Origin of the sequence: Citrobacter sp. CF971 (assembly GCF_006385635.1) — a bacterium.
Taxonomy (GTDB): Bacteria; Pseudomonadota; Gammaproteobacteria; order Enterobacterales; family Enterobacteriaceae; genus Citrobacter; species Citrobacter freundii.
Map to the genome: position 1 here is coordinate 2,972,518 of NZ_CP041051.1, position 13,076 is coordinate 2,985,593.

General features: G+C 55.3%; 17 protein-coding genes. All 17 read right to left on the reverse strand.

Translation table 11 applies throughout. The annotated features are described in order from the left end of the window. Positions 1 to 17: 17 nt before the first annotated feature. The 17 genes from cobS to E6P06_RS18025 are packed head-to-tail and all read right to left on the reverse strand — an operon-like array spanning position 18 to position 13,070. Positions 18 to 761, reverse strand: coding sequence for an adenosylcobinamide-GDP ribazoletransferase (gene cobS / locus E6P06_RS17945; protein WP_139935513.1), 744 nt, complete (start codon positions 759 to 761; stop codon positions 18 to 20). Then, positions 758 to 1,303, reverse strand: coding sequence for a bifunctional adenosylcobinamide kinase/adenosylcobinamide-phosphate guanylyltransferase (cobU, locus tag E6P06_RS17950; protein ID WP_139935514.1), 546 nt, complete (start codon positions 1,301 to 1,303; stop codon positions 758 to 760). The genes cobS and cobU overlap by 4 nt, the downstream gene beginning before the upstream one ends. Continuing rightward, a complete protein-coding gene (locus E6P06_RS17955; RefSeq protein WP_121571843.1) occupies positions 1,300 to 2,820 on the reverse strand; it encodes a cobyric acid synthase in 1,521 nt (506 codons plus the stop codon). The genes cobU and E6P06_RS17955 overlap by 4 nt, the downstream gene beginning before the upstream one ends. Next, on the reverse strand, positions 2,817 to 3,632 hold the full coding sequence (locus tag E6P06_RS17960; RefSeq protein WP_003839037.1) for an energy-coupling factor ABC transporter ATP-binding protein: 816 nt from the start codon (positions 3,630 to 3,632) through the stop codon (positions 2,817 to 2,819). Before E6P06_RS17960 ends, E6P06_RS17955 begins: the two co-directional genes overlap by 4 nt. An 8-nt stretch (positions 3,633 to 3,640) precedes the next feature. Beyond that, complete coding sequence (locus E6P06_RS17965; protein ID WP_003030290.1) at positions 3,641 to 4,318, reverse strand: energy-coupling factor ABC transporter transmembrane protein; 678 nt, start codon at positions 4,316 to 4,318, stop codon at positions 3,641 to 3,643. Continuing rightward, entirely contained in the window at positions 4,305 to 4,586 is a 282-nt protein-coding gene (locus E6P06_RS17970; RefSeq protein WP_003030289.1) for an energy-coupling factor ABC transporter substrate-binding protein, read from the reverse strand. Before E6P06_RS17970 ends, E6P06_RS17965 begins: the two co-directional genes overlap by 14 nt. A 2-nt stretch (positions 4,587 to 4,588) precedes the next feature. Beyond that, entirely contained in the window at positions 4,589 to 5,326 is a 738-nt protein-coding gene (gene cbiM / locus E6P06_RS17975) for a cobalt ECF transporter S component CbiM (protein ID WP_003834098.1), read from the reverse strand. After that, positions 5,323 to 6,036 (reverse strand): cobalt-factor II C(20)-methyltransferase, encoded by a 714-nt coding sequence (locus tag E6P06_RS17980; protein WP_044711250.1) that lies wholly within the window; start codon positions 6,034 to 6,036, stop codon positions 5,323 to 5,325. Before E6P06_RS17980 ends, cbiM begins: the two co-directional genes overlap by 4 nt. After that, positions 6,033 to 6,827: a sirohydrochlorin cobaltochelatase gene (locus E6P06_RS17985; RefSeq protein WP_139935515.1), complete on the reverse strand. Its 795-nt coding sequence runs from the start codon at positions 6,825 to 6,827 to the stop codon at positions 6,033 to 6,035. The genes E6P06_RS17980 and E6P06_RS17985 overlap by 4 nt, the downstream gene beginning before the upstream one ends. 10 nt (positions 6,828 to 6,837) lie before the next feature. Beyond that, positions 6,838 to 7,623 (reverse strand): cobalt-precorrin-6A reductase, encoded by a 786-nt coding sequence (locus tag E6P06_RS17990; RefSeq protein WP_046670006.1) that lies wholly within the window; start codon positions 7,621 to 7,623, stop codon positions 6,838 to 6,840. Then, positions 7,620 to 8,345 (reverse strand): precorrin-3B C(17)-methyltransferase, encoded by a 726-nt coding sequence (locus E6P06_RS17995; protein ID WP_003030278.1) that lies wholly within the window; start codon positions 8,343 to 8,345, stop codon positions 7,620 to 7,622. The genes E6P06_RS17990 and E6P06_RS17995 overlap by 4 nt, the downstream gene beginning before the upstream one ends. Beyond that, positions 8,345 to 9,400 (reverse strand): cobalt-precorrin 5A hydrolase, encoded by a 1,056-nt coding sequence (gene cbiG, locus E6P06_RS18000; protein WP_003030276.1) that lies wholly within the window; start codon positions 9,398 to 9,400, stop codon positions 8,345 to 8,347. Before cbiG ends, E6P06_RS17995 begins: the two co-directional genes overlap by 1 nt. Then, positions 9,381 to 10,154, reverse strand: a complete 774-nt coding sequence (locus E6P06_RS18005) for a cobalt-precorrin-4 methyltransferase (protein ID WP_003030275.1) — start codon at positions 10,152 to 10,154, stop codon at positions 9,381 to 9,383. Before E6P06_RS18005 ends, cbiG begins: the two co-directional genes overlap by 20 nt. After that, positions 10,147 to 10,716 carry a decarboxylating cobalt-precorrin-6B (C(15))-methyltransferase gene (locus tag E6P06_RS18010; protein WP_003030273.1) on the reverse strand — a complete coding sequence of 190 codons (570 nt, stop codon included), beginning with the start codon at positions 10,714 to 10,716 and terminating at the stop codon, positions 10,147 to 10,149. Before E6P06_RS18010 ends, E6P06_RS18005 begins: the two co-directional genes overlap by 8 nt. After that, complete coding sequence (locus tag E6P06_RS18015; protein WP_003844235.1) at positions 10,706 to 11,311, reverse strand: cobalt-precorrin-7 (C(5))-methyltransferase; 606 nt, start codon at positions 11,309 to 11,311, stop codon at positions 10,706 to 10,708. The genes E6P06_RS18010 and E6P06_RS18015 overlap by 11 nt, the downstream gene beginning before the upstream one ends. Continuing rightward, complete coding sequence (gene cbiD / locus E6P06_RS18020) at positions 11,305 to 12,441, reverse strand: cobalt-precorrin-5B (C(1))-methyltransferase CbiD (RefSeq protein ID WP_003030269.1); 1,137 nt, start codon at positions 12,439 to 12,441, stop codon at positions 11,305 to 11,307. Before cbiD ends, E6P06_RS18015 begins: the two co-directional genes overlap by 7 nt. Beyond that, positions 12,438 to 13,070, reverse strand: a complete 633-nt coding sequence (locus tag E6P06_RS18025; protein WP_003030267.1) for a cobalt-precorrin-8 methylmutase — start codon at positions 13,068 to 13,070, stop codon at positions 12,438 to 12,440. Before E6P06_RS18025 ends, cbiD begins: the two co-directional genes overlap by 4 nt. Between the last annotated feature and the right edge of the window lie 6 nt (positions 13,071 to 13,076).

Here is a 13,076-nt window from a genome sequence, read left to right on the forward strand (position 1 = left end):
CCAGTATGTGGGCTGACTCAGAGCAGAGCCAGCAAGAAAATCAACTCGCCAAGTTCAATGGCAGCGCCCAGCGTATCGCCGGTTTGCCCACCCAACGTGCGTTTTAATAACTGCCCAAGAATAAAAATCGCCACCATTGTGACAACCAGCGCTGCCACGCCGCGCATGCCGGGAAGCAGCACGGCGGCAAGGATCGCCGCCAATCCCAACGTAACGCAGGTTTGACTCCCGGTGACTTTACCAATAAAAACGTTGCCCAGCCCTTCTTCGCGGGCATAGCGATGCCGATACATCAGCAACACCGCCGTTCCTCGCCCGGCGACACATGCCGCCGCCAGCGCAGCCAGCATCGGCGTGCCACGCAAAGCCAGTTCGCTCACCACCAGCACCTTCGCCAGTAAAACGAAAATTAACGCCAGTCCACCGTGGGTTCCCAGACGACTGTCGCGCATGATTTCCAGCATCCGCTCGCGTCGGCGCGCCGAAAAAATGCCGTCACAGGTATCCGCCAGACCATCCAGATGAAATCCCCCGGTCAATAACGCCAGCGTCAGCACCGCAAAAAGAGCGGCCAACGGTATACCGCACCAGGTCTGGAGCGCCATGAAGACCAGCCCCGTCAACCCTCCCAACACGACGCCAATCAGGGGAAACATCACAATACCGCGGGAATAGTGCTCGAAATCCAGTCCTTGCGACCAGCGAGCAGGAACGGGCAAGCGACTGATAAAAGAGAGCATTGCCCAGAACAACTTACTCATTTAATTTTGACTCCAATTCCTGATACCACCAGCCAGACCTCATCAGCCGCCGCCGCCAGTCGCTGGTTCACGCGTCCTGCAATATCACGAAAATGCCGCGCCAGACGGTTCTCCGGCACAATCCCCATTCCCACTTCGTTAGTGACCAACACGATCTTTGCCGGGCAGCGCTGACAGGCTGTAATCAGCGAACGGATTTCACCTTCGATAGACTGCTCCATCGCCGCGTAATCCCAGCTATCCGGATCGCTGTCACCGCCCAGAGCAAACAGCAGGTTGGTCACCATCGTAGTGATGCATTCAAGCAGAATGGCTTCCTGAGGATCGTTCGCTGCCGTGATCAGTTCATCAAGATGTTGCCAACGTTCGGCTGTACGCCAGTGCGCAGGACGTCCATCGCGATGATGCTGAATTCGCGCAGCCATCTCCTCATCAAAAATCTGCGAAGTCGCAATATACAAAACGTTTGGGGAATCAGCGATCAGCGCTTCCGCATGCCGACTCTTACCGCTTCGCGCGCCGCCAGTAACCAGAATCATCATACTGGCTCCCGGTGTTGCTGCATGATGGTATAAATTTTCTCAATATCGATGTGTTGCCGCATCGCATCCGCCAGCAGATCAAACTGCTGCGATTTATATTGCGCGTAATGGAAGGTGGAATCCAGCGGAGCTAACCCTTTACGTTCTCGCAGGCCATTGACCAACGCACGGGTGAAATCATCGCTGTCGAAAAGACCGTGAAGATAGGTGCCGAACGCCAGACCATCCGCAGTGACCGCGCCGTCAACCACGTTGCCGCCGTCTTTGTGCAACGTCATCACCGACTGACATTCATCGGTTAATGCTGTTTCGCCCATATGAATTTCATAACCGCGAACGGATAACCCCGCCGTGCCCGCCAGCCAGTCAGGCAGCGATGAGGACATTTGCCCCTCAACCAGGGTCGTGGTTTTGTGCTGAGCAAAATGGGTTACGGTATTGAGCAAGCCCAGCCCCGGCAGCGTGCCGAGTCCTGACTCCACTTCATCAATGATGGTATCGCCGAGCATTTGATAACCGCCGCAAATCCCCACCACCGGTACGTTATTACGATGCAATTGCACGACGCTATGCGCCATCCCGCTTTCACGCAGCCACACCAGATCGCCAAGGGTATTTTTGCTGCCGGGCAAAATCACCAGATCGGCCCCCGCCAGCTCTTCAGGCTGGCGAACATAGCGCACACGCACATCCGGCTGCGCAGCAAGCGCATTGAAATCCGTAAAGTTAGAAATGTGCGGTATTTGCACAACAGCGATGTCGATGTCGCGTTTATCAGTGCGCAAATACTTGCCCTTTTGCAGCGCAACGCCATCTTCATCTTCCAGATCAACATCCAGCCATGGCATCACGCCCAGCACCGGAACACCGGTCAGCGCTTCAATTTGCTCAATACCGGAGTGCAGCAGCGTCACATCGCCGCGAAACTTATTGATGATCACCCCTTTTACGCGTGCGCGTTCGTGATCGTGCAACAGCGCCAGCGTGCCGTAAATGGAGGCGAATACCCCACCACGATCGATATCCGCCACTAAAACGACAGGGCACTGCGCCATTTCTGCCATGCCCATATTGACGATATCGCGATCGCGCAGGTTAATCTCTGCCGGGCTCCCCGCACCTTCCAGCACCAGCACATCGAACTCCTGCGCCAGGCTGTTATAAACTGACAGGATCTGTTCCCGCAGACGTGGTTTGTACTCGTGGTAACTCACCGCGTCCATATCCGTCGCTACTTTGCCCATCAGCACTACCTGCGCTTTGCGATCGCTGGTCGGTTTAAGCAGAACCGGGTTCATACGCACATCTGGCGTAATACCTGCGGCTTCAGCCTGAAAAATTTGCGCGCGGCCCATTTCTTTTCCCTCTGGCGTAATGCCAGAGTTCAGCGCCATGTTCTGCGATTTGAACGGTGCGGTATGCAGTCCATCCTGATAAAAAATACGACACAGCCCGGCGACCAATACGCTTTTACCCACATCAGATGCCGTTCCCTGCAACATTATTGCCTGCGTCATGACGCCTCCTTCAGTGCGTTCTCTCGCATACAGCTAAAAAATTCAGCCTCTGTTTTACACAGCGGGAAGCCCAACTCGGTATGCAGCTTCACCAGCCAGGGCTGAGTTAATCCCGCTTGTTCAATAAGATCCGTACGGGCGAAAACGTCACCTGGCGTGCCGTGCGTGAGTACTTCGCCCCGGCGTAAAACGTACACCGCATCGCTGACTTCATAGATAAGATCGATATCATGGCTTGAAATTACGACATGGTTTCCTTGCGCTACGATGCGTTTGATAATCTCAATCATCTGCGTGCGGCCTGACGGGTCGAGGCCCGCAGTAGGTTCATCCAGCAGCAGATACTGCGCCTGCAACACCAACGCCCCGGCTATCGCTACGCGTTTTTTTTGCCCATGGCTTAAACACTGAATGGGCTGATGGCGAAAATGCTGGGCGTCGACCAGCGTAAGCGCATCTTCCACGCGTCGGGCGATTTCAGCCTCATCCACCCCGAGATTGCGCAGGCTAAAGGCGATATCGCTGTCGATATCGGTATAAAAAATTTGCTGATCGGGGTCCTGAAATACCGTTGCCACCTGTTGACGCAGCGCCAGCAGGCCGCGTTTACTGTAATCCAGCGGTTTGCCCTGCCACATCACCGCGCCTTGCTGTGGGCGCAATAAGCCACTCAGGTTCATAAACAGCGTGGATTTCCCGCAACCATTAGCGCCTACCAACCCGGTGACGGCATGCGTAGAAAAATCCAGCGTTAGCCCTTTGAGGATCGGGTCATCCTGATAGCGAAACCAAAGCGCTGAGGTGGCAAGCATACTTTTCCTTACAGGTGAAAATCACCCTGATAAAGTTTGATATCCAGTGTGGTGGTCATTTGCTGGTAGCGGATCAACACGCGAGTGAACAGCAATCCCACCAGCATTGCCAGAGAGCGGTAGCCCAACGGCAAGCTACGATAACCAAAACGCAGCGTTTGTGCGCGGTGAATAGCCAGCGCCTCGTCTAACAGAATAAAAATAAACCGCCAGGTCAGCAGGATCTGCTCAGTTAGCAGGCGAGGAACGTGCGCGCGTTTGAGTAGGATAATTAATTGCGGAAACGGCAGATTCAGTACCAGCCAGAAGGTTGCCGCCAGCGCAGCAAGGCTGCGCCAGAATGTTTCATTCGCTGTCACCAGACCTGGTGCGCTGATCCCCAACCAGTAACTTCCCACAGGTATGCTGGCCAACAGCGTCTGTGGATCGCGGCTGATGCTAAACAGGATGGTCACTACGCCAACCGCCAGAAAACCAAACGGTAATGCCATCCAACGGCACCAGCGCCAGAAGGAAATACGCAGCAGCCAGCAGCTCAGCGCGGCAATCAATAACAGCTCAATACCCTGCCCCAACGGGGGCAGAGTAAACGCCAGAATCATCATCACCAGCCAGAGCAGAAACTTCCGCACTGGCGAGACATGAACCCAACGGCTTTGATAGCTAAGCCTGTCAAGCCCGGTCATCACGGCGTTGCCTGCCCTTGGTATAACCCAGGATATAGAAAATCACGGCTGCGCCCAGCGATCCCTGAAGTGTAAACAGCAGACTTTCAATTTCACCGCTTGCCGGTTCATACAGCGGCTGGAACCAGGGTTCATAATGCGGGGCAATAGCCTGAATCTGACTCTCCGCCTCACCATCTGAACCGCCGTACTCTCCACCGTGGTTGATAAAGAACGGCAGGATCACCAGCGCCACTACCATGCCCAATATAATCAGCGTCTTTTTCATCGTTAATGTCCTTGTGCGGTTATTAACTGGCGTTTGGTTAGCTGATCGTAAATCAGCACGGTGAGTAACCCTTCCGCAATCGCGATTGGGATCTGCGTCAGACAGAAAATCCCCATGAACTTAATGATTGAACCGGTAGCGCCAGCAGAGGGATCCGGAAACGCGACGCCCAGCTGTACCGACGTCACGAAATAGGTGACGAGATCCGCCAGCATCGCGCACAAGAAGACGCAAACGTCACGACGCAGCCCCGCACGGCAGGCCATTTTCCACACCATGTAACCCACTACCGGGCCAATTACCGCCATCGACATGCCGTTCGCGCCGAGCGTCGTTAAACCACCGTGTGCCAGCAGCAGTGCCTGGAACAGCAGAACAATCGCCCCGAGGATGGCCACTACGCCAGGTCCAAACAGGATAACTGCCAGGCCTACGCCGGTAGGGTGTGAACAACTTCCGGTAACGGAAGGAATTTTCAGCGCCGACAGCACAAAAATAAAGGCGCCGCACAGTGCCAGTAAAACTTTCTGGTGGTTATCTTCCTGCACGATTTGGCGCAAGCGCACCAGCCCGTACCACAGGCAGGGTAAAAACAGCAGCCACCATGCCAGCGCCCACATCGGCGGCAAGAAGCCTTCCATAATGTGCATGGCGAACGCTTGCTCAGGAACAATCATCAGTAATAGCGCCGCAGCCAACCCGCTGAAAGACAGCTGTTTTAGCTGTTGTTCAAGCTTCATTGTGCATACTCCCACTGTTTGTTGACCAGAATGGTCGAGAAATAAGGCAGCGGCTGATCGTCGCTCACCTCATCGAGATGACGCCAACACTGTTCAGCTGGCAGCGTGGCTTCAGACATCATTAATGCGCAGCCCAACAAACCTTCTTGTTGCAGCAGCGCTTTGATACGCGCAAAACGACCGTACACTTTCATTAACACCAGACTGTCATGCTGCTTTAACGCCTGCTGAATTTCAGCTTCCGGCGCGGTACAGGAGACCACTGCCAGCGATTGTTGCTCCATGGCGAGCGGGGTTTTCGAACGCGCGGCAATCGCAGCGAAAGAAGTCACGCCCGGGACGATTTCTAACCAGTCAGGCGAACCAATGCGCTGCAGTAAAAAGACCCAGGTACTGAACAGCATGGCGTCGCCGAGCGTAATAAAGCCTACTTTTTTTCCAGCTTCGACTTCCTGAACCAGCGCGGTTGCAACCTCATCCCAGACGGCCTCTTTTTCCGCACTGTCGGCACTCATGGGAAAATGGCAGCAACGGACCTCGGTCTGCTCGCCGATATACTCCCGCACAATCGACAGCGCCAGGCTATCGCCGCCTTTACGCCCGGCAGGCGCATAGAGAATATCCAGCATGCCCAGCGTACGCGCAGCGCGTACGGTGATCAGATCGGAAGCGCCAGGTCCGGTGCTTAATGCGTACAGTTTCCCGCTCATGCTGCTTCCTCCAGCGCCACATTAAGCGCCTGCTGTAAATGTGCCACGAACATGGCGCGAACCGCCGGATTCTCACCCAGTCCACTGAGCCATGGCGTAGCCGTTATCCCGGCCGCATTGAACAATGTTTTCCACGAATCATCTTCGTCAGAGGCCATATCATTGATGGCATGGTCACCAGCAACTAACATCAGCGGCATCAGATGCACCGCCGTCACCCTTTCCTGAGATAAACTTTCAATCAGCACATCCACTTCCGGATAGCTTTCCACCGCCCCAACCCGCGCCGGAAAGCGCTGCGCCGTCATCATATGGTCGAGACAGGCATAGGCGGCAAAGGCATGATGGCTGGCACCGTGTCCCATAAACACCACTTTTTCATTTTCTCTAAGCGTCGGCATTTGCTGTTGCAGCGCCAGCATCAGCTGGGCGTAATCTTCATGGCTGCTCAGTAGCGGTACACCCAGTGTCAGGCGTGAAAACAGCGGACGCATACTTTGCACTTCGCGGACAATTTTTTCGTATTCGTCGCCATTGATAATGTGCAGCGACTGAATAGCCACATCCTGATACCCCTGCTCCGCCAGTTTTTGCAGCGCCTGCAGCGGTGTGTCGATTTCAATGCCGTCACGCTGCTTGAGCTTGCGGATAATCATCCCGGAGGTAAACGCCCGGAACAGGTCGCGGTCAGGGCAACTGGCTGCAAGATCGCGCTCACAGGCCACAATATTTTTCTCACAGGTGTCGTGATAGCTGGTGCCAAAGCTGACCACCAGAAGCGCCTTTTTCATCTTTAACTCCTTAAGCCGCGGCCAGCCAGCGCGTTAAACGCGCCGCAAAGGCGGCCTGACTTTCCAGTAACTCGTCTCCCGTCACCAACGGTGCCGGACGTGTAATCACGATGCAGGGGATACCGGCATCCAGACAGGGTTGAACTTTTTCCTGATAACCACCTTCAGCGCCTGAAGCCTTAGTGATCACCACATCAGCCTGACACTGGCGATAAAACGCGGCGTTGAACTCGGCGCTAAACGGCCCACACAGTGCGAAGATTTCACCGACGCCAAATCCCAGATCCGCGCATTGCTGAATGACCTCAGGTACAGGCAGAACGCGCGCCAGCAGCGTTTTTTCAGGCAACCCTTCTCGCCAGATGGACAGATCTTTACTGCCAGTCGTCAACAGCACGCGATCGCCGAAGCGTCGCGCCACCTCACAGGCTTGCGGAATACTTTGTACGGTATAAAGCTGCGGGTGAGTTAATCCGCTCAACTGCTCAGGGCGCTGGTAGCGGCTCAGCAGTACGCCCGCCGCTTCGCAGGCATTCATGATGTTGCGACTCACCACCTCGGCGTACGGATGCGAGGCATCGATCACCCAGCGCGTCTGATTTTCCTGTAGCCAGGCAATCATTTGTTCACGTTCCAGACGCCCGCAGCGCACCTGGCCTTTGATGTCTCCCGCCAGCTGCTTTCCCGTCGGGGTCGCAACGGACAGGGTGTAGGCCACGTTTGCCGCATCCAGTTGCTGGCACAGCATGCGCGCGTCGCTGGTGCCGCCCATGACCAGCACATCACCATAATTCACAGCACATAACCTCGTGGCGTGATCATCAGGCCGTCCTGAACATAGGTTGTTTTATTGCCCACGATCACAAGACTGGTCATATCAACCGGCTCAAAGTCCATTTCACCCAGCGTGGTCAGCCATTTTTCCTGCTTTTTACGTCCGGCTGACTTCACAATACCAACCGGCGTTTGTGCGCTCTTGCTGGCAGATAACAGCTCAAATGCGCGCGCCAGATGTCCTTCGCGACCCCGACTGCGTGGGTTGTAGAAACAGATAACAAAATCGGCCTCACCGGCGGCAACGATGCGTTTTTCGATAACCGGCCACGGCGTTAACAGATCGCTTAAGCTGATGTGGCAGAAATCGTGCATCAACGGCGCACCCAGCAAAGAGGCGGCGGCAATGCTGGCGGTCATCCCTGGGATTAGCCTGACCTCAACGTCCAGCTTTTGCTTACTGACCAGCTCGAGCACCAGCCCGGCCATACCGTAAATCCCCGCATCACCGCTGCTGATCAGCGCCACGTTGTGCCCCGCCTGCGCCAGTTCGATCGCCGCCTGACAGCGTTCAATCTCTTTGCACATCCCGGTTTTGATCACCTGCTTGTCGCCAGTGAACGCTTTTACCAGATGGGTGTAGGTTTTATAGCCCACGATGATTTCCGCTGCCTGCAGTGCTTCAACGGCTTCCATGGTCATCATTGCCTGCGAGCCAGGGCCAATTCCAATTACGCTTAACATCAGTGTGAAACTCCCAAAGTGATAGTGACGCCCTGTTCTCGCAGGGTCTCGCCTAACAGTTGTCCGTGGCTCAACAGCCAGGCTGCAGGACCAGAAACGCTTCCTGTACCCACCGTTTTGCGAACAAACGATGAGGCCGGAAAACGGTGCTCATGCTCACGCAGCGCGTCAGCAGTAAAGGTTTCGAAAGGAACGCGGCAGCATGAAGCCAGTTGGATAAGTCCCTGTTCATCTTTTTTCAGCGTGATGCTGCCAATCGCTTTTAGCGCCAGCGGATCGAGCTGTTGGGCTTCGAGTTGGCGGGCAAGCAGCGCAGCCAGCAGCGGGAACGGCGTATCACGGCGACAACCAATTCCGGCCACAACCCGCTGCGGCACCAGCTTCCAGTGCGGAACAGGCAGCTCAGGTAAATTGGTGCGTAAGGTGATGCACACCAACGCATCCAGTTCAGGGAGCTGGTTGAGATCGGTGACCGTAATAAATCCGCGCCGGTCGCAATGGCTGACATCCTGCGTCAGTTCGTCATCCCACCACAGCCCAACCCGCTTATTGCTGACCAGCATCTGATTGACGATCTTCACCGCCGAACGGAAATCACTCATTCGGGCATTCAGTTGAAATGCCAGCGTATCCAGTGCCGCCATATCGTTCACATCCGTCGCGGTGGTGATAACCGGGTCGGCACCCAACATGCCCGCCAGATAACGAGCCAACGCATTAGCACCGCCCGCATGACCGGAGAGCAGGCTGATGACATGCTGGGCACGTTCATCAATGACCACCACCGCCGGATCGCAAAACTTGTCGTTGACCAGCGGGGCCAGTACGCGCACCGCAATGCCGGTCGCCCCGATAAAAATCAGCGCCGAATAATTCGTAAACGCTTCGCGAGCGGTATTCGCAAAGCCGTTTTCGAAGGGAATAAACCCCTCCTCCAGCAGCTTTTCACTGGTAAAACAGGTAACCGGCAGCATAGCTGCCAGACGTTTCGCCAGCACAACGCCGCCAGGAGTCAGGCAAAAAAGCGCAATTGACTCAGGCTTTACGGTATTCATGGCTAAAGTCCGCCGCATAGAGTTTGGAGTAGTGATACTCCGAGCCCAGGAAATTACCGACCAGAATAAGGGCCGTTTTACGGATGCCAGCATCGCGAACCTTGTCGCCAATATCCGCCAGGGTCCCGCGTACGGTCTGGCTTTCCGGCCAGGTCGCTTTATAGATCACCGCCACGGGCGTGGTCGCCGGATAGCCGCCTTCAATCAGACGCTCAGCCACCCGATGAATACGCTGGACGGAAAGATAAATCGCCATTGATGTCTGGTGGCTGGCAAAAGACTCCAGCTGTTCACGCTCTGGTACCGGGGTGCGGCCTTCCAGGCGCGTAATGATCAGGCTCTGTGAAACTTCGGGCACGGTATACTCAACGCCCAGCTCCGCCGCCGCGCCGAGGAACGCGCTGACGCCGGGCACCACCTGCCAGTCAATCCCGCGTTTGGTCAGCTCCTCGCCCTGCTCGCGCACGGAACCATACAACGAGACATCGCCGGTTTGCAGACGCACGACGGTCTTACCCGCTTTCACTCCGGCTTCCATCAGATCAAGGATCTGCTCCAGATGCAGTTCGGCACTGTCGTGACATTCAGCACCGGCAGGGCAATACTCCAGCAGTTCGGTGTTAATCAGCGATCCGGCGTAGATAACAACCTGCGCCTGTTGCAGCAACCGGTAACCTTTGAGGGTAATCAGCTCGCGATCGCCAGGACCTGCGCCAACAAACCACACGCTACGGGGATCAAAAATCTCAGACATGGTTTCCTTCCTTCTGACAGGCGATAACAAATACGGGGTTATTCGGTTTAAAATAGTGACCACTGCCAAGCGCAGTAAGCGAGGAAACCTGTAGCTGCAGGCAATCCACTCCCTGTACGCCAAGATGGTCCAGATGTGTTAGCGCGGTGTTGAGGTTTTCCTGGAGGATAAATGTCATCACCAAACGCCCTGCGGGATGCAATTGACGCATCGACCAGTCAATCAGGTCGGTCAGATGACCACCGCTGCCGCCCATAAAAATGGCATCGGCTTTTTCCGCGATAGTCATGGGAGCAACGCCGGGAAAAATATCGATATTTGCGCAGGCAAAATGCTGGCGGTTTTCATCCAACAACCTGAGCGCCGCCGGGTTACGTTCGATGGCCGTTACACGTAATCCGGGATATTGCAACGCCGCCTCTATCGACACGCTGCCGGTTCCGGCGCCTATATCAATCAGGTGACTGGCGCGGTGTAATTCAAGTTTTGAGAGGGCAAGTGCGCGTACCGCTTCTTTGGTCATCGGCACTTTCTCTCCACGCAGAAACAGCTCATCTTTCATCGAGGATCACCACTGCATTCATGTCATAGTCGGCGTTAACTTCACGCACAGGCAGGAAATGGATCTTTTCGTTTTCCATTGCCAGGTTTTCGCCAATCACCATCCAGCGATGCCCCTTGCCTCGGGCAATGAGCTGCTGCGCGATTTCACGCGGGCCACACAGCGCATCAGTCACCATCGCTACCTTGTTATGTCGCGCCAGCTCATCAAAACAGACGCTGCGGCCATGGCTACTGGTCAGCCACATATCGTTCATATCAATACCGGACTGCGCGCACAGGTACTGCACCGCACTAATGCCGGGAATAATCCGCACATTCTCAATACCAAAATGCACCACCATGCGCGTCCCGATGCCGTAAAACAGCGGATCGCCAGATGCCAGTACCACAACATGCTTCTCCTGGTGCGCGCTAATCCAGCTCAGGAGTTCCGGGATATTGGCGCCAAGAGCAAACTGTTCACCGGCAAAATCCGGGAATTGCTGCAAATGCCGCTTTCCACCGACCAGAACATCCGCCACCGCGACCGCTTCACGTGCCGCAGGCGTCATCAAATGCAAACCGGCGGGGCCCATCCCTACAACGGTTAACATTGCATCTCCTCAGCAATTTCTGCGACCGGACGATTACTGCCAAGAACCTGATTATCAAAGGAAAACATGATGGCATCGCAGGTCGGTGGATTTTTGGTAAAGCGCAATGTTTGCAGAACACGCATACAAATGCGCTGAGCCAGATGGTCATAAATGTGCTGGAAACCGTATGCGTCGATATGTTCCATCGCCGCTTCGGTGGTATCGCACTCGCTGACCAGCGTCAGCAGTTCCAGAGGTGCGCCAAGTAATGCGAGGTGGGCCACCAGCGTTTCCATGCGGGCATCGGCAATATGGCTATGGGTATGGAAGATCCCCGCCGCGATTTTGACGAGCTTACCGGGATGTCCCACCAGCACAATTTGCCGGAATCCAAGACGTACGGCTTCTTCAATCATGTAGCCGACAAAGTTGCTCATGGTGACCACAACCTGGGTGTCGATACCCATCTGCTCGCGCACAAAACGCTCGCCGTGGTTTCCCGGCACCAGTACGACACGCTCCAGCCCAGCCGCCCGCTTAATTTCCAGCTCCAGCGACAGCGAACGTTTCCAGCTCTCTTCCGACATCGGCGTGACAATACCCGTGGTGCCGATAATCGAAATGCCGCCCAGAATGCCAAGGCGGGAGTTGTAGGTTTTTTGCGCCCGTTCTTCACCTTCTGGCGCGAAGATTTCAATCTGCGCCCCACGATTTGGGCCAATCGCTTCGCGGACGGCAGATTCAATGGTCTGGCGAGGTGTACGGTTAATCGCCGAACTACCGACCGGTAGGCCAATCCCTTTGCGGGTTACCGTACCAACCCCTTCACCGCCCTGTAAGGCAATCACGCCACTATCGTCTAACGTCACGCGCGCAAAAATCAGCATCCCATGTGTGGCATCCACATCATCACCACCGTCTTTGCGGATGGCGGCTATCGCCTGCTGCCCTTCGATATGTGGCGACTCAACGTTCAGGCACAACGTCACCCCGGAAGGCGTGACGATGGAAACCTGATGGATGAGGTGTTGGCGCAATACCATCAACGCTGCCACTTTTGCCGCCGCCGTGGCGCACGATCCCGTGGTATATCCTTTACGCAGCGCTTTACCGTTGTGCCACACCGGCGTATCGAAGGCCTCGCTCATCGCGCCCCCTGCATGTGATAAAGCATGGCGTTGACGATAGCGGCAGCGACATTACTCCCCCCTTTACGGCCTAACGCGGCAATGGCGGGCAACTTGCTTTGGGTCAATGCATCTTTCGACTCTTCTGCACCAACGAACCCGACCGGTACGCCAACCACACCGCTGACAGCGACATCATGCTCAAGCAGGCGAAACAGCGCTGTTGGCGCGTTGCCAAAGACAAACAGCTTTTCCCCCTCTTCCTTCACCGCAATGTCGACAGCAGCCATGGACCGGGTAATACCCTGCTCTTTTGCCGTACGCACAACCCGCGGGTCACTGATGTAACAGCGGCATTCACCGCCGAATTTTGCCAGCAACGTTTTATTGATCCCGGAAAGCGCCATCGTGGTGTCGGTATAAATCACGCTCGAACGGCTAAGCGCCGCACAAAACTGCTCCAGCACATCACTGGAAAACCACAGAATGTCCAGCCAGTCGAAATCTGCCGTCGTGTGAATGACCCGCTTGATAATGGCTTCATGTAACGGGCTGGCAAACTGATAGTCCGGACGGGTTTCACGGATGATCTCGCCAATAATGTCGAAACTTTTGGCTTCAATCGCCTGGGGTTGCTGGATATATTGCATTATGTT